Annotated in this window: 17 protein-coding genes; 15 read left to right on the forward strand and 2 right to left on the reverse strand. The window is 66.7% G+C overall.

The features are described 5' to 3' along the window. On the forward strand, positions 1–214 hold a 214-nt coding region (locus AC5P5X_RS09580; protein ID WP_495205407.1), incomplete at its 5' end, for a hypothetical protein. Between the two features lie 183 nt (positions 215–397). Next, positions 398–889 carry a YqhG/Tai3 family protein gene (locus tag AC5P5X_RS09585; protein WP_329762643.1) on the forward strand — a complete coding sequence of 164 codons (492 nt, stop codon included), beginning with the start codon at positions 398–400 and terminating at the stop codon, positions 887–889. A 25-nt stretch (positions 890–914) separates the two neighbouring features. Here AC5P5X_RS09585 and AC5P5X_RS09590 read toward each other — a convergent pair whose 3' ends face one another. Together AC5P5X_RS09590 and yhbY are read right to left on the reverse strand one after the other, a co-directional pair. After that, on the reverse strand, positions 915–1,289 hold the full coding sequence (locus tag AC5P5X_RS09590; protein WP_005412930.1) for an Mth938-like domain-containing protein: 375 nt from the start codon (positions 1,287–1,289) through the stop codon (positions 915–917). 13 nt (positions 1,290–1,302) lie between these two features. Beyond that, on the reverse strand, positions 1,303–1,608 hold the full coding sequence (gene yhbY, locus AC5P5X_RS09595; protein WP_004152868.1) for a ribosome assembly RNA-binding protein YhbY: 306 nt from the start codon (positions 1,606–1,608) through the stop codon (positions 1,303–1,305). 65 nt (positions 1,609–1,673) lie between these two features. On the opposite strand from yhbY, the gene rlmE reads away from it, so the two are divergent. The 13 genes from rlmE (at position 1,674) to alaS (ending at position 16,487) form a co-directional block, all read left to right on the forward strand. Next, positions 1,674–2,306 (forward strand): 23S rRNA (uridine(2552)-2'-O)-methyltransferase RlmE, encoded by a 633-nt coding sequence (gene rlmE, locus AC5P5X_RS09600; protein WP_005409014.1) that lies wholly within the window; start codon positions 1,674–1,676, stop codon positions 2,304–2,306. A gap of 69 nt (positions 2,307–2,375) precedes the next feature. Next, positions 2,376–4,310: an ATP-dependent zinc metalloprotease FtsH gene (gene ftsH / locus AC5P5X_RS09605; protein WP_005409015.1), complete on the forward strand. Its 1,935-nt coding sequence runs from the start codon at positions 2,376–2,378 to the stop codon at positions 4,308–4,310. Positions 4,311–4,412: 102 nt separating this feature from the next. After that, entirely contained in the window at positions 4,413–4,598 is a 186-nt protein-coding gene (locus AC5P5X_RS09610; protein ID WP_005409016.1) for a hypothetical protein, read from the forward strand. Positions 4,599–5,163: 565 nt separating this feature from the next. Further along, positions 5,164–6,060, forward strand: a complete 897-nt coding sequence (gene folP, locus AC5P5X_RS09615; protein WP_012479732.1) for a dihydropteroate synthase — start codon at positions 5,164–5,166, stop codon at positions 6,058–6,060. Beyond that, positions 6,060–7,013: a tRNA (adenosine(37)-N6)-dimethylallyltransferase MiaA gene (gene miaA / locus AC5P5X_RS09620; protein WP_111189654.1), complete on the forward strand. Its 954-nt coding sequence runs from the start codon at positions 6,060–6,062 to the stop codon at positions 7,011–7,013. The genes folP and miaA overlap by 1 nt, the downstream gene beginning before the upstream one ends. A gap of 96 nt (positions 7,014–7,109) precedes the next feature. Continuing rightward, complete coding sequence (gene hfq, locus AC5P5X_RS09625) at positions 7,110–7,385, forward strand: RNA chaperone Hfq (protein ID WP_004152891.1); 276 nt, start codon at positions 7,110–7,112, stop codon at positions 7,383–7,385. Between the two features lie 14 nt (positions 7,386–7,399). Continuing rightward, a complete protein-coding gene (gene hflX / locus AC5P5X_RS09630) occupies positions 7,400–8,710 on the forward strand; it encodes a ribosome rescue GTPase HflX (protein ID WP_005412934.1) in 1,311 nt (436 codons plus the stop codon). 120 nt (positions 8,711–8,830) lie between these two features. Continuing rightward, a complete protein-coding gene (locus AC5P5X_RS09635) occupies positions 8,831–9,325 on the forward strand; it encodes a CinA family protein (protein ID WP_005409020.1) in 495 nt (164 codons plus the stop codon). Positions 9,326–9,359: 34 nt separating this feature from the next. Further along, entirely contained in the window at positions 9,360–11,042 is a 1,683-nt protein-coding gene (gene ubiB, locus AC5P5X_RS09640; RefSeq protein WP_111189655.1) for a 2-polyprenylphenol 6-hydroxylase, read from the forward strand. A gap of 207 nt (positions 11,043–11,249) precedes the next feature. Then, positions 11,250–11,885 (forward strand): transcriptional repressor LexA, encoded by a 636-nt coding sequence (gene lexA / locus AC5P5X_RS09645; RefSeq protein WP_062607600.1) that lies wholly within the window; start codon positions 11,250–11,252, stop codon positions 11,883–11,885. A 204-nt stretch (positions 11,886–12,089) separates the two neighbouring features. Beyond that, a complete protein-coding gene (recA, locus tag AC5P5X_RS09650) occupies positions 12,090–13,127 on the forward strand; it encodes a recombinase RecA (RefSeq protein WP_005412937.1) in 1,038 nt (345 codons plus the stop codon). A 110-nt stretch (positions 13,128–13,237) separates the two neighbouring features. Next, positions 13,238–13,729, forward strand: coding sequence for a recombination regulator RecX (gene recX, locus AC5P5X_RS09655; protein WP_005409024.1), 492 nt, complete (start codon positions 13,238–13,240; stop codon positions 13,727–13,729). 109 nt (positions 13,730–13,838) lie between these two features. Next, on the forward strand, positions 13,839–16,487 hold the full coding sequence (gene alaS / locus AC5P5X_RS09660) for an alanine--tRNA ligase (RefSeq protein ID WP_062607602.1): 2,649 nt from the start codon (positions 13,839–13,841) through the stop codon (positions 16,485–16,487). Positions 16,488–16,552: the final 65 nt, after the last annotated feature.

The raw sequence follows: 16,552 nt of genomic DNA on the forward strand, positions 1-16,552 counted from the left end.
GCCCTCGGCTCACCCGCTACAACGGCAAGCCGGTGGACCCGCAGCAATACCTGCCGGCACGCTGATCGTCGATTCGCCATCTGGGCGGATCCCCGGCCCGGCGCAGCGCGCCGGGCGTTCGCCAACGGTGCGGCCCATGGGCCGCAAACACCGCCGGCTCACCCGCTACAACGGCAAGCCGGTGGACCCGCAGCAGTACCTGTCGGCGCGTTGAGGCCGTGGGATCGGGTGGCGCCGGGCAATGCTCGGCGTTCCCGACCTGTAGCGTCGAGCCATGCTCGACTCGCTGTACGCTGGCTGCCGTGGGTGGCCATTTGCGACCTTGAGTGGCACATCTCAAGCTTCCCGGCGAGCCAGGGAAGCGGCATGCTTCAACGGCCCCCCAATCCGGTGCCGCATGTCTCGCCCAACAGCCCTTTTCGTGCTGCTCATCGTCGCGCCATTGGTGGCCGCCGCCAGCAGCGATCCACGTGACGTGGTCACCCGCCTCTACGACGCCATCCAGGCACCGACGTCGAACGAAACGACCGTTTCCCCGCTGCTGGGTGAGGCCCTCCGCTCAGCCATCGCTGGGCAGCGTGCATATGAACAGGCCTGCACCGCACTGGCGGCGCCTGATGAAAAGCCGCACATGCTGGACCAGAGCCCGTATCTGCTGGCGCCGGATCGACCGGAAACGATATCCGTGGGAATGCCCGGATCGAGCGGTGACGCCACTTGGATCCATGTCGACATGGCCGTGGGCGACTATCGCTGGACCGACCAGGTCCTGCTGCAGCGGCAGGGCCGGGACTGGAAGGTCATGGATATACGCTGGGGGCAGGGCGGCAACCTGATTGGCCGGCTCAAGGCGTTCTCGGCATTCCGCTGCACACCTTCGGGCAGCTAGCCGGGAGCCACCCGGCGACTCGACCTCAGCCTTCCAGAATGAAGGCGGCGGCGACCTTGCGGCCTTCGCCGGCCAGGATATTGAAGGTGCGCGCGGCGGCTGGATTGTTCATCACTTCCAGGCCGATGCCGCGTGACAGGCAGGCGGCCATCACTACCGCCGGCGGGAAGACCTGACGGTCACCCGTGCCGAGCACGATCAGCGCCGGATTCAGCGCCAGGATCGGCTCCAGGTCAGCCAGCTGCAGCGCAGTGGCGCTCACCACCGGCCATTGCGTGACCAGCTGGTCCGGGGTCAGGAAGAAACTGCTGCCCAGCGCCTGGTCATTCACCTTGGCCGAGCGGCCATCGGCGGCACGGAGGCTATAGGCGTAATCCGGCGGTTCGTGGTTCAGCTGCATGGCAGTAGGGCGATCAGCCGCGCGGCAGCACGATCTGGCGCTGTTCCTTGCTCGGGCGGTACAGCACGGCGACGTGACCGATGCGCTGCACCAGCGCGCTTTCGGTGGCTTCGACGATCTCGCCGATCATCACGTCACGGGCGTCGCGGTCTTCGGCAGCGACCTTCACCTTGACCAGCTCGTGGCGCTCCAGCACTTCGTTCAGCTCAGCGATGAAGGCCGGGGTCACACCCTTGCCGCCGGTCTGCAGCAGGGCCTTCAGGTCGTGGGCTTGGCCGCGCAGGAAACGGGTCTGGGAGGCGGTCAGGGCGATGGACATGCAGGAAAACACGGTTGAATGGGGCGATCAGGGTATCATGAGGACCCCATCAGCCCCTATTTTCAATGGCTACCCGCAGCAAAAGCAGCCAGCGCTGGCTCAAGGAACACTTCTCCGACCCCTTCGTGAAGAAGGCCCAGGCCGAAGGCATGCGCTCGCGCGCCGCCTACAAGCTCGAAGAGCTGCTGGAACGTGACCGGTTGCTGAAGCCGCACATGGTGGTGGTCGACCTCGGTGCCGCCCCGGGCGGCTGGTCTCAGCAGGTGCGGAGACAGATCGGCGACACCGGTCGCGTGCTGGCGCTGGACATCCTGGACATGCCGCCGCTGGCCGGCGTGGAGTTCCTTCATGGTGACTTCAGGGAAGAAGCCGTCCTATCGCAGTTTGAAGCCATGCTCGGGGATCAGCCGGTAGACCTTGTGCTGTCGGACATGGCCCCCAATAAGAGTGGTGTAGGCGCGGTCGACCAGCCGCGGATGATGCACCTGGCGGAGCTGGCCCTGGATTTTGCCGACAACCACCTGAAGACCGGTGGGGCGTTCCTGATCAAGCTGTTCCAGGGTGAAGGCTTTGACGACTACGTGCGCGACATGCGCCGCCGGTACGACAAGGTCTCCATCCGCAAGCCGGAAGCGTCGCGCAAGCGCTCTCCCGAGGTGTATGCCTTGGGTCAGGGAAAACGCGCCCACATGAAGTAAGCTCGCAACGTACGCAAGTTCGACCCCAACGCAACGCCAGCACTGAGAGGAACACCGGAGCCAATGAGGATGAACGACTTGACCAAGAACCTCCTGCTATGGGTGGTCGTCGCCGTCGTGCTGATGGTGGTCTTCCAGAGCTTCTCGCCGAAGTCCTCCGGGGCCGGCGCGCAGGGCGCGTCGTACTCGCAGTTCCTGGACCAGGTGGACAGCGGCAACGTGCAGAAGGTCGCCTTTGGCGGCGACATGCGCGGCGGCACCAGCCAGCTGACCTACACCACCCGCGGTGGGCAGTCGTCCACCATCACCGCGCCGTTCGATCGTGACCTGATCAACGTGCTGCGTACCAAGAACGTGGAGATCGTGCAGGAGGAGCCGTCCAGCGGCATTTCCCTCGGCGCGATCCTGATGAATTTCCTGCCGGTCATCCTGATCATCGGCTTCTGGTTGTTCATCATGCGCCAGATGCAGGGCGGTGGCGGCGGTGCCAAGGGCGCGATGTCCTTCGGCAAGTCGCGCGCCAAGCTGCAGGGCGAAGACCAGATCAAGGTCACCTTCGCCGACGTCGCCGGCTGCGACGAGGCCAAGGAAGAAGTGGGCGAACTGGTCGACTTCCTGCGCGACCCGTCCAAGTTCACCAAGCTGGGCGGCAAGATTCCGCGCGGCGTGCTGATGGTGGGCCCGCCGGGTACCGGCAAGACGCTTCTGGCCAAGGCCATCGCCGGCGAAGCCAAGGTGCCGTTCTTCTCGATCTCCGGTTCGGACTTCGTGGAAATGTTCGTCGGCGTCGGCGCCAGCCGCGTGCGTGACATGTTCGAGCAGGCCAAGAAGCACGCGCCGTGCATCATCTTCATCGACGAAATCGACGCCGTCGGCCGCCACCGTGGCGCCGGCCTGGGCGGCGGTCACGACGAGCGCGAGCAGACCCTGAACCAGCTGCTGGTCGAGATGGACGGTTTCGAGGGTGGCGAAGGCGTGATCGTGATCGCCGCGACCAACCGTCCGGACGTGCTGGACCCGGCGCTGCTGCGCCCGGGCCGTTTCGACCGCCAGGTCGTGGTCGGCCTGCCGGACGTGAAGGGCCGCGAGCACATCCTCAAGGTCCACATGCGCAAGCTGCCGCTGGCTGACGACGTCGAGCCGATGGTGATCGCGCGTGGTACCCCGGGCTTCTCCGGTGCGGACCTGGCCAACCTCTGCAACGAGGCGGCCCTGTTCGCCGCGCGCGGCAACGAGAAGGAAGTCCGCATGGACCACTTCGACCGTGCACGCGACAAGATCCTGATGGGTGCCGAGCGCCGCTCGATGGCCATGAGCGAGGACGAGAAGACCCTGACCGCGTACCACGAGGCCGGCCACGCCATCGTCGGCCGCCTGGTGCCCGAGCACGACCCGGTCTACAAGGTCACCATCATTCCGCGCGGCCGCGCGCTGGGTGTGACCATGTACCTGCCGGAAGGCGACAAGTACTCGATGAACCGCGTGGCGATCCAGTCGCAGCTGTGCTCGCTGTACGGCGGCCGCGTCGCTGAAGAGCTGATCTTCGGCGAGGACAAGGTCACCACCGGCGCCTCCAACGACATCGAGCGTGCCACCAAGATGGCCCGCAACATGGTCACCAAGTGGGGCCTGTCCGAGCAGCTCGGCCCGATCGCCTATGGCGAAGAGGACGACGAGGTGTTCCTGGGCCGTTCGGTCACCCAGCACAAGAGCGTGTCCAACGACACGGCGCGCCGGATCGACGAGGAAGTGCGCAACATCCTCGACAAGGCCTACGCCCGCACGACCCAGCTGCTGACCGAGAACATCGACAAGCTGCACGCGATGTCGCAGCTGCTGCTGCAGTACGAGACCATCGACGCGCCGCAGATCGACGCGATCATGGAAGGCCGCGATCCGCCGCCGCCGGCGGGCTGGAGCAAGTCGAACAAGGATGGCGGCAACGACAAGGGCGGCGACGCCCGTCCGCTGCCGCCGATCGCAGGCCCGGCCGAATCGCACTGACGGCCCGCTGCAGGTGACACCAGACGAGGCCGGGGCAACCCGGCTTCGTCGTTTCCGGGCCACTGGCCCATCCCGAAGAACCGATCTGACGCTGGAGCCCGCATGTCCGCCCCGAAACCCGAACCGATTTCCCACACTGCCGAAATGGTGATCGCCACCGTGGTCGGCGTGGGCGTGGGCCTGGGGGCCGACAACCTGCTGCTGGGCTGCGTGGTGGGTATCGGGGTCGGCATCGTGCTGAGCATCGCCAAGACCCTGTACGTGGACCGCAAGCGCCGCCGCCGTTGAGGGGGTGTCGGCAGGGCTGCGCCCTGCACCCGTGGTAGTGCCGGCCGCTGGCCGGCAACCTCAACAGCAACAGCAACAGCGGGCTTTCCGTAGGATGGCGGGGCGGTGTCGGAGTGCGGGGGCGCTGCAAGTACGTCCCTGTAAGCTTGGCAGCCGCATCCATGCGGCTGACACCCCGCCCTCCGACACCGCCCCACCTCTGACAGATTCCTGCTGCTGTTGGTAGGTGTCGACCTTGGTCGACACGGTAGATCCACGCCATGCGTGGATGCATTTCGATTCCAATTTGAAATATTCGATTCCGATGGAGATTCATCCACGCATGGCGTGGATCTACTGCAGATCGCGGAGATCTGTCGAAGGCGGGGTGGGTCCGGTTGCGGGGGCGTGAGCCGCATGGATGCGGCGACCGAGCCTACATGGACGTATTTACGGCGTCCCCCGCAACTGGACCCACCCCGCCATCCCACAGGAAACCCGCTGTTGCTGTTGCTCTGGCCTCTGCGGGTGCAGGGCGCCGCCCTGCCGAACTAAACTACCCGCCGTTGTCCCTGCAGGATTGCCCATGTTCGATACCTCGCCCCAGCTCGATTGCGCCGGCCGCATCCTGCGCCTCGACCGTGCCCGGGTCATGGGCATCGTCAACGTCACCCCGGACTCGTTCTCCGATGGCGGCGCGCACGACACCACCGAGGCTGCGGTCGCCCATGGCCTGAAGCTGGTCGAGGAGGGCGCGGACCTGCTGGACATCGGCGGCGAATCGACCCGGCCGGGCGCTGCGCCGGTATCGGTGGAGGAGGAACTGCGCCGGGTGATTCCGGTGATCGAGCAGCTGGCCGCACGCACCCGGGTGCCGATCAGCATCGACACCTTCAAGCCGGAAGTGATGCGCGCGGCCGTGGCGGCTGGCGCTGGCATGATCAATGACATCTACGGACTGCGTCAGGAAGGGGCGCTGGACGCCGCCGCTGCAACCGGCGTGCCGGTGGTGCTGATGCACATGCAGGGCGAGCCAGGCCACATGCAGGCCGATCCACATTACGACGACGTGGTCGCCGAGGTGCACGGCTTCCTGGTCCAGCGCCTGTTCGCTGCCGAGATGGCGGGCTTTGCGAAGAAGAACCTGTTGATCGATCTCGGTTTCGGTTTCGGCAAAACCACCGCCCACAACATGACCCTGCTGGCACGCTCCGAGCGGTTCCTGGAGCTGGGCGTGCCGATGCTGGCTGGCCTGTCGCGCAAGCGCAGCCTGGGCGAACTGACCGGTCGCGACACGCCGTCCGAGCGCGTGGCCGCCTCGGTGGCCGCGCACCTGATCGCGGTGCAGCGTGGCGCACGCATCGTGCGCGTGCATGACGTGGCCGCCACCGTTGATGCATTGAAGATCTGGCAGGCAGTCGAGGCCGTGCCAACGCCGCGCGCCGACGCCACGCCGACGATCCGCTGGCCGGACGAAGACTGATGGGCATCGACCGGCGGCCACTGGCGATCGCCGTGATGGGGCCGACCGCCAGTGGCAAGACCGCCACCGCGATCGCCCTGGCGAAGCAGCTGGATGGCGAGATCGTCAGCGTCGATTCGGCGCTGGTGTACCGCTACCTGGATATCGGTTCGGCCAAGCCGGATGCGGCCGAGCGGGCGCAGGCGCCGCACCATCTGCTGGACCTGCGCGATCCGTGGCAGACCTATTCGGCGGCCGAGTTCGCCGCCGATGCCGGCCGCGTCGTGGCCGACATCGTGGCACGCGGCAAAACGCCGATCCTGGCAGGTGGCACGGGGCTGTACTTCCGGGCCCTGCTGCAGGGCCTGTCGCCGATGCCGGAGGCCGACCCGGTGATGCGCGAAGCACTCAGCACCGAGGCGGCCGAGCGGGGCTGGGCGGCACTGCACGCAGAACTGGCCAAGGTCGATCCAGCCGCAGCCGCACGTATCCATGCCACCGACCCGCAACGCATCCAGCGGGCGCTGGAGGTCTATCGCCTCACCGGCACGCCGATCAGTGAATGGCAGCGCCGGCCGGGCGTCGCGCCATTGCCGGTGCGCACCCTCAAGCTGATCCTCGCCCCGCGTGACCGCGCGGTACTGCACCAGCGCATCGAGGCGCGCTTCGACGCCATGCTGGCGCAGGGCTTCCTGGACGAGGTGCGGGCACTGCGTGCAATGCCGGAAATGGCCGCCGTGACGGCGCCGCTGGACCTGCCGGCGGTGCGCGCGGTTGGCTATCGCCAGGCCTGGGAATACCTGGACGGGGAGGGTGATGCCGCCCGTTTCCGTGACAAGGCAATCTTCGCCACCCGGCAGCTGGCCAAGCGCCAGCTGACCTGGCTGCGCGGCGAGCTTGATGCGCGCTGGTTCGACCCCCATGTCGATGGGGAGCGCCTGGCCGGCGCGGTGTCGACCTTCGTCGCACGCTGAACCCCCGCCAGCCGTGTAACATCATCGGTCGGCGGGCGGCTCGGGGGCCGTGGCAACCGTCGGCAACCCAATAAGAACAATAATCAGGAGTGTGCAATGTCCAAGGGGCAATCGCTGCAGGATCCTTTCTTGAACGCACTGCGGCGCGAACGCGTGCCGGTTTCGGTGTACCTGGTCAACGGCATCAAGCTGCAGGGCACGATCGAGTCGTTCGACCAGTTCGTGGTCCTGCTGCGCAACACGGTCAGTCAGATGGTCTACAAGCACGCCATTTCCACGGTCGTTCCGGCACGCAACGTGAAGGTCGGTCCGGGCGGTGGTTACGTGCAGTCGGGTGAAGGTGGTCAGGCAGGTGATGAAGCAGACGAGTAATACCGGAGCGGTGAATGTTTGACCGCTCGAAAAAGGGCGAACACGCCCTGTTGATCCAGCCCCATTTCGGCAAGCTGGAAGACGATGTGCTGGAAGAATTCGGTGATCTGGCCCGCTCGGCTGGGGCCAGCATCGCCGCGACGATCACTGCGCGCCTGGACCGACCGAATCCGTCGACCCTGATCGGCAGCGGCAAGCTGGACGAGATCAAGGCTGCGGCCGACGCCAGCGGTGCCGACCTGATCCTGGTCAACCATGCGTTGAGCCCGGGCCAGGAGCGCAACCTGGAACGGTTCCTGGAGCGCCGGGTGATCGACCGTACCGGCCTGATCCTGGATATTTTCGCCCAGCGTGCGCACAGCCACGAGGGCAAGCTGCAGGTCGAGCTGGCGCAGCTGCGTCACCTGGCCACGCGGCTGGTGCGCGGCTGGACCCACCTGGAGCGCCAGCGCGGCGGTTCGATCGGCCTGCGCGGCCCGGGTGAAACCCAGCTGGAAACCGACCGCCGCCTGTTGCAGAAGCGCGTGGAGCAGCTGCAGAAACGCCTGGAAAAGGTCGAAGTGCAGCGCACCCAGATGCGCCGTGCGCGTGTGCGCAGCGAGCTGCCGCGCGTGGCCCTGGTGGGCTACACCAACGCAGGCAAGTCGACCCTGTTCAACGCCATGACCGGCGCCGAGGCTTATGCCGCCGACCAGCTGTTCGCGACGCTGGACCCAACCGTGCGCCGCATTGCGGTGCCGGGGGGCAACGTGGTGCTGGCCGACACCGTCGGTTTCGTACGCGACCTGCCACATGACCTGGTTGCGGCGTTCCGCTCGACCCTGTCCGAGGCGCGCGAGGCCGATTTCCTGCTGCACGTGGTCGACGCTGCCGATCCGCACCGCGAAGAGCGCATCGCCCAGGTCGACGAGGTGCTGACCGCGGTCGGTGCCGGCGACCTGCCGCAGCTGCTGGTGTTCAACAAGATCGACCGCATCGACGGTGCCGACGTCCGCCACGACGGCCAGGACGGTATCCCGGATGAGTCGCGTCGCGAGCGGGTGTGGATCTCCGCGCGTGACGGGCAGGGCCTGGAGCTGTTGCAGGCGGTACTGGGCAAGCGCCTGGGCCTGCAGCATGTCACCGGCGAACTGCGCCTGCCGCCGGATGCCGGCCGCCTGCGCGCGCGCCTGCACCAGCTGGAAGTGATCCGCAGCGAGCAGGCCGATGAAGACGGCTGGCTGCTGCAGGTCGACCTGCCGATCGCCGAAGCCGAAAAGCTGGCTGCCAGTGCCGACGGCGCGCCGATCCGGGCGCTGCTGCCGGAGAAGCTGCCGGAGTGGTGAGGTAGCGGCCAATCCCCGGTAGTGCCGGTCGCTGGCCGGCAGCGACCGTGCTGGAGGGGCGCGACATCCGCCTGTCATCTGCGGTACAACGTGCAGGTTCTTCACCCCACCGTCATGCCGATGTCCATTCCCACCGACGCCGACCTCAACGCCCAGTCCGCCGCGCTCGGGCAGCGCCTGCAGCAGGCTTCGCTGCAGCTGGTGACCGCTGAAAGCTGCAGTGGCGGCTGGATTGCCAAATGCATGACCGACATCGCCGGTTCCTCGGCGTTTTTCGACTGCGGCATGGTGGTCTACAGCTACGAAGCCAAGCAGCGCCTGCTGGGCGTGCGCGCGCAGACCCTGGAGCAGTTCGGCGCGGTCAGCCGCGAAACCGTGCTGGAAATGGTGTCCGGTGCGCTGGTCAATTCGGGTGCCGGCATCGCCGTCGCAGTGACGGGCATCGCCGGTCCCGGCGGTGGCAGCCCGGACAAACCGGTCGGCAGCGTCTGGATTGGCTGGAAGCGCCGGGGCGGCTATGCCCGCGCCGAGCTGTTCCAGTTCGATGGCGACCGCGAAGCCATCCGCCGGCAAACCGTGGCGGCGGCATTGCGCGGTATCGACGCCCAGCTGTGACATGCTGCTCCGGTAATCGTCCGGAGCACGCATGATGTGGGAAACGCTGGGCACGGTCCGTGACCTGGGCCGACTGCAGGAAATCGCCGTCGTCCTGATCCGCTATGGCTTCGGCGACGTGGTGCGGCGCATCGGCCTGGCCAGCACATTGGAGCGGGCAGGGCGCCTTCTGCACTGGAACGAGGAGCGGCAGGAACTGCTGCGGATGACCGCACCGGTGCGCGTGCGCAGCGCGATGCAGGATCTCGGTCCCACTTTCGTCAAGCTCGGGCAGGTGCTGGCGACGCGCGTTGACCTGCTGCCGCCGGAATGGATCGCTGAGCTGTCCGAACTGCAGAACGCGGTACCTGCGCTGCCGTATGCGGACATCCGTGAGCAGCTCGAGGCCGACCTTGGCGCACCGCCTGCAGAGGTGTTCGCGTTCCTCGATGAAACCCCGATGGCTGCCGCCTCGCTGGCGCAGGCCCATCGCGCGCGCCTGCATGATGGTCGCGAGGTGGTGCTGAAGGTGCGGCGCCCCGGCATCCGCGATGTGGTCGAGGCCGACCTGCGTCTGCTGGCCCGCCTGGCCGAGATCGTTGAAGCGCGACTGCCGGACCTGCGTCGTTACCGCCCGGCCGAGGTCGTGCAGCAGTTCACCGTGTCGCTGCGCCGCGAGCTGGATTTCGCTGCCGAATGCCGCAATGCCGAGCGCATCGCGCGCAACTTCAGCGGCCGTGACGACATACTGATTCCGAAGGTGCACTGGCAGTGGACCTGCGAGAGCCTGAACGTGCAGGACTTCGTCGACGGCATTCCTGGCCGAGACCTGGCCGGCGTCGATGCGGCGGGCCTGGACCGGCGCGAGCTGGCATGGCGTGGCGCCGGCATCGTGCTGAAGATGGTGCTGGAGGACGGCAGCTTCCACGCCGACCCGCACCCCGGCAACATCATCTACCTGCGTGACGGCCGCATCGGCGTGATCGATTTCGGCATGGTCGGCGCCTTGTCGGAAGTGCGGCGTTTCCAGGTGGCTCAGCTGCTGCACGGGCTGGTCGAGCAGGACCCGCAGGGCGTGGCCGACGTGCTGCTGGACTGGGCCGGCGGTGTTGAGGTGGACGAGAACCGGCTGCAGCACGACATCAGCCAGTTCGTAGATCAATACCGTGGCGTGCCGCTGAAGGACCTGCGCATCGGCCTGATGCTGGGCGACATCACCCAGCTGCTGCGCAGCTACAGCCTGACCCTGCCGGCTGACCTGGCGCTGATGATCAAGGCGTTCCTGACCCTGGAAGGCATGGGCCGGCAGCTGGACCCGGATTTCGACATGGCCAGTGCCGCGCGCCCGTTCCTGGAGCGGGTGGTGCTGCAGCGCTATGCGCCCAAGGCGCTGCTCAAGCGCGGCCGCCGCAGCCTGCTGGGCCTGGTCGACTTCGCCGGTGAGCTTCCCCGCGACCTGCGCAAGCTGGTGCAGGCGGCGCGCCGGGGACGCCTGCAGTTGAAGGTGGAAACCACGGCGCTGCAGGGCTTCGGCGAACAGGGGAACCGCGCAGCGAACCGGTTGGTGATGGGCATCGTCACTGCTGCGCTGATCATCGGTTCCTCGATCGTGATGCACAGCGTCGGCGGCGTCTCCAGCCGCTGGCTGCTGGCGTTGGGCGTGTGCGGCTTCATCGGCGCCGGCTTCTGCGGCGTGTGGATCCTGTTCTCGATATGGAGAAGCGGTAAACACACGTGAGTGTGTTTACCGCAGCGGTTCCCAACGGGAACCGCGGAATCGCTGCGCGATTCCTGTAGAGCCGACCGCTGGTCGGCTGCCTTTGCTCCTGGTGCCGGGCCATACCCGGCGACGCTTGCCGAGCATGCCTCGGCCCAACAGGCCCGCATCACTCCATGTCGTTTGCGGCACTTGCAGTCCCGGATATTAGTAGTAATACTACTAACCATGGACCTGACCGACACCCAGCAGGCGATCCTGCAGTTGATCGCCGAGCGTATCGAGAGCGAAGGCGCGCCGCCCTCGCAGACTGAAATCGCACGTGCGTTCGGCTTCAAGGGCGTGCGCGCGGCCCAGTACCACCTGGAAGCCCTGGAGCAGGCCGGTGCGATCCGTCGCATCCCGGGCCAGGCCCGCGGCATCCGCCTGGTGCAGGCGCCGCCGGTCGAGAAGCTGGTTGAGCCGGGCCTGCCCGACAGTGTGCTGCGCCTGCCGGTGCTGGGCCGGGTTGCGGCCGGCCTGCCGATCGGCGCCGACATCGGCTCGGACGATTTCGTGGTGCTGGACCGGGTGTTCTTCTCGCCAGCGCCGGACTACCTGCTGAAGGTGCAGGGCGATTCGATGATCGACGAGGGCATCTTCGACGGTGACCTGATCGGCGTGCATCGCACCCGCGACGCCCATTCCGGGCAGATCGTGGTGGCCCGCATCGATGACGAGATCACGGTCAAGCTGCTGAAGATCGCCAAGGATCGCATCCGCCTGCTGCCGCGCAATCCCGATTACAAGCCGATCGAGGTACTGCCGGATCAGGACTTCGCGATCGAGGGCCTCTATTGCGGCCTGCTGCGGCCCAACCGTTGACCCGTTCCATGGCGCATTACCCCGCGGTCTTTTGTGGCGATTCTCTGGTTCCACTGAGGTTGGTACGGATGTCCGATAATTCTTTTCAGACCGCCGGGCAGAATCTCAGCCTGTGCGATACGTCCGACTTAAAGTGAACCCATGGCAAAGAAGACCCCCAAAGACAGCACCTCCAACGACACGACCTCTGCAAGGACCAATCCGATGGACGAGAACAAGAAGCGCGCCCTCGCTGCAGCTCTGGGCCAGATCGAAAAGCAGTTCGGCAAGGGCTCGGTGATGCGCATGGGCGACCGCGTGGTCGAACCCGTCGAAGCCATCCCGACCGGTTCGCTGATGCTCGACATCGCGCTGGGCATTGGTGGTCTGCCGAAGGGCCGTGTCGTTGAGATCTACGGGCCGGAATCCTCCGGCAAGACCACCTTGACCCTGCAGGCCATCGCCGAATGCCAGAAGATGGGCGGTACCGCGGCCTTCATCGACGCCGAGCACGCGCTGGACCCGATCTACGCCGCCAAGCTGGGCGTGAACGTGGACGACCTGCTGCTGTCGCAGCCGGATACCGGTGAGCAGGCGCTGGAAATCGCCGACATGCTGGTCCGTTCGGGTTCGGTCGACATCCTGGTGATCGACTCGGTTGCCGCGCTGACCCCGAAGGCCGAAATCGAAGGCGAGATGGGCGACCAGCTGCCAGGCCTTCAGGCCCGCCTGATGAGCCAGGCGCTGCGCAAGCTGACCGGCAACATCAAGCGCTCCAACACCCTGGTGATCTTCATCAACCAGCTGCGCATGAAGATCGGCGTGATGATGCCGGGCCAGAGCCCGGAAACCACCACGGGTGGCAACGCGCTGAAGTTCTACGCCTCGGTCCGCCTGGACATCCGCCGTATCGGCGCGATCAAGAAGGGTGACGAGATCATCGGTAACCAGACCAAGATCAAGGTCGTCAAGAACAAGCTGGCACCTCCGTTCAAGCAGGTCATCACCGAGATCCTGTATGGCGAAGGCATCAGCCGTGAAGGCGAGCTGATCGACATGGGTGTGGATGCCAAGCTGGTCGAGAAGGCTGGCGCCTGGTACAGCTACGGTGAAGAACGCATTGGCCAGGGCAAGGACAACGCCCGCGGCTACCTGCGCGACAACCCGACTGTCGCCGCCAAGCTCGAGGCCGAGCTGCGCGAGAAATTCCAGCCGGCCGAAGCGGCCCGCGAGGAAGGCGACGACGAAGGCGAAGACGAATAAGGCTTGCTGTGGGGCAGGGTGGCGCCGTCAGTGACGTTGCCCTGTCCCGCAGGTTCGAATCGCCCAGGGATGGGCTGGGCGCCACGGATGGCGCCACCCTTGGAGTACCCATGTCCGACGCCGAAGACATTCCGACCGGCCGCAAGCGCCGGCCGCGTGAGCAGACCCCCGTGCAACGGGCACTGGGCCTGCTGGTCCGCCGCGAGCACTCGCGCAAGGAACTCACCCGCAAGCTGACCGCCCGTGGCATCGAAGACGAAGCCGCGCAGGCCGCTGTCGCCAAGTTGACCGAGGCCGGCTGGCAGGACGACACCCGTTTTGCCGAGAACCTGGTGAGGATGCGCGCCAACACCGGTTATGGGCCGATCCATGTCCGCGCCGAGCTGGGGACCCACGGCCTGGACAGTGCCGCGATTGCCGCAGCGATGGACAGCTACGAAGGCGACTGGCAGGAAAACGCCCGTGATCTGGTCCGCCGACGCTTTGGCGAGGCCGGCCCGCAGGACCTGACACAGCGGCGCAAGGCTGCCGATCTGCTGGCCCGGCGGGGCTTCGACGGCGACAGCATCCGCCGCGCGACCCGCTACGACCCGGATGACTGAGACTGGCGGCGCCGGGCCTGATACCCTTTAGGTTTTCGGCGGTCCCTCGCGACCCTGGCCAACGCGGCCGGTGGTCCGGGTCCGCCGGCCCGCAGACTGCCAGCCCCCAATGAACGCATCCGCCAAATTCACGACTTCCCAGATCCGCAGCGACTTCCTTGAATTCTTCAAGGGCAAAGGCCACACCATCGTGCCGTCGGCGCCGCTGGTGCCGGGCAATGATCCGACCCTGCTGTTCACCAACTCCGGCATGGTGCAGTTCAAGGACGTGTTCCTTGGCGCGGAAAAGCGCAGCTACGTGCGCGCGGCCGACGTCCAGCGCTGCCTGCGCGCGGGCGGCAAGCACAACGACCTCGACCAGGTCGGCTACACCGCGCGCCACCACACTTTCTTCGAAATGCTGGGCAACTGGTCGTTCGGCGACTACTTCAAGAAGGACGCGATCGCCTGGGCCTGGGAACTGCTGACCCAGGTCTGGAAGCTGCCGGCCGAACGCCTGCTGGTCACCGTCTACCAGACCGATGACGAAGCCTACGCGCTGTGGCGCGACATGGTCGGCGTGCCGGAAGAGCGCATCGTGCGCATCGGCGACAACAAGGGCGCACCGTTCGCCTCGGACAACTTCTGGCAGATGGCCGACACCGGCCCGTGCGGCCCGTGCACCGAAATCTTCTACGACCACGGTGACCATATCGCCGGTGGCCCCCCGGGTTCCCCGGATGAAGACGGCGACCGCTTCATCGAAATCTGGAACCTGGTGTTCATGCAGTTCGACCGCCAGCCCGACGGCACCCTGGTGCCACTGCCGGCGCCGTGCGTGGATACCGGCATGGGCCTGGAGCGCCTGGCGGCGATCCTGCAGCACGTGCACACCAACTATGAGATCGACCTGTTCCAGGCCCTGATCCGCAAGGCCTCCGAGCTGACCGGCACCGCCGACCTGGAAAACAAGTCGCTGCGCGTGATCGCCGACCACATCCGTGCCTGTTCGTTCCTGATCGTCGATGGTGTGCTGCCGTCCAACGAAGGCCGCGGTTACGTGCTGCGCCGTATCATCCGCCGCGCACTGCGCCACGGCTGGATGCTGGGCGTGCGCCAGCCGTTCTTCAGCAAGCTGGTGCCGACCCTGGTCGAGCAGATGGGCGAAGCCTATCCGGAACTGCCGGCTGCGGTGGACACCGTCACCCGTGCGCTGCAGGCCGAAGAAGAGCGTTTCGCCGAAACCCTCGACGCCGGCATGAAGATCTTCGAGGACGTCGCGGGCAAGGTCAGGAATGGCGTGATCCCGGGCGTTGACGCCTTCCGCCTGTACGACACCTATGGTTTCCCGCTCGACCTGACCCAGGACATCGCCCGCGAGCGCGACCTGACCGTCGACATTGCCGGCTTCGATGCCGCGATGGAGCAGCAGCGCGAGACCGCGCGCGCGGCAGGCAAGTTCGGTGGTGGCGTGACCCTGCCCGCCGAGCTGGTGGCGACCCTGAGCCCGACCCTGTTCCTGGGCTACGACCGCCTGCAGGCTGACGGCCTGACCGTGCTGGCCCTGCTCAAGGACGGCCGTCCGGTGCAGTCGGCCGATGCCGGTGACGCAGTCATCGTCATCACCAACCAGACCCCGTTCTACGCCGAGTCCGGCGGCCAGGTCGGTGACACCGGCGTACTGACCGGCAACGGCGTGCGCCTGGCGGTGGACGACACCCAGAAGTTCGCCGGCCAGTTCCATGGCCATGTCGGCACCCTGTCCGAAGGCGGCCTGAAGGTCGGCGACGTGCTCTCCGGCCAGGTCGATGGCGAGCGCCGTGGCGCCACCATCCTCAACCACTCGGCCACCCACCTGCTGCACGCCGCCCTGCGCGAAGTGCTGGGCAGCCACGTGCAGCAGAAGGGCTCGCTGGTCGCTCCGGACCGCCTGCGTTTCGACTTCTCGCACTTCCAGCCGATCAGCGCGGAAGAGCTTGCCGTGATCGAGCGCAAGGTCAACCAGCAGGTGCGCGCCAACAACGCCGCCGAAGTACACAACATGGGCATGCAGGAAGCGCTGGACTTCGGCGCGATGGCCCTGTTCGGCGAGAAGTACGGCGAGCACGTGCGCGTGTTGAAGATGGGTGACTACTCCACCGAGCTGTGCGGTGGTACCCACGTCAACCGTACCGGCGACATCGGCCTGTTCAAGATCACCTCCGAGGGCGGCGTCTCCGCGGGCGTGCGCCGCATCGAGGCTGTTACCGGCCAGGGTGCGCTGGATTACGTGGACGCCGAAGAGGCCCGCCTGGCCGAGGCCGCTGAACTGCTCGGTGGCAGCGCTGCCGACGTGGTCGAGAAGATCCGTGCCCTCGGCCAGCGCCAGAAGCAGCTGGAGCGCGAACTGGAGGCCGTGAAGGCCAAGGTCGCCGCCGGTGCCACGGCCGATCTGTCCGGCCAGGCCGTCGAGGTTGCTGGCGTGAAGGTACTGGCTGCCCGCCTGGAGGGCTTCGACGCCAAGGCCCTGCGTGACGCCATGGACCGCCTCAAGCAGCAGCTGGGCGACGCGGTGATCGTGCTGGCCGGCGCCCAGGACGGCAAGGCCGCCCTGGTCGCGGGTGTGAACGGCAGTGCAATGGGCAAGGTCAAGGCCGGGGAACTGTTGTCCCATATCGCCAGTCAGATCGGGGGCAAGGGCGGCGGACGCCCGGACCTCGCCCAGGGTGGTGGCGAGGACGGGCCCGCCCTTGCCACTGCGCTGGCTGCAGTCGTCGAATGGGTCAGCCCCCGCCTGTGATGAACCTGGCCGTCCCCCTCCTTGTAGGAGCGGGACGGCTGACGGTACCATTGCGAATCTTTTCC

The sequence above is a fragment of the Stenotrophomonas sp. YJH_SMC_91 genome (genome assembly GCF_059368495.1).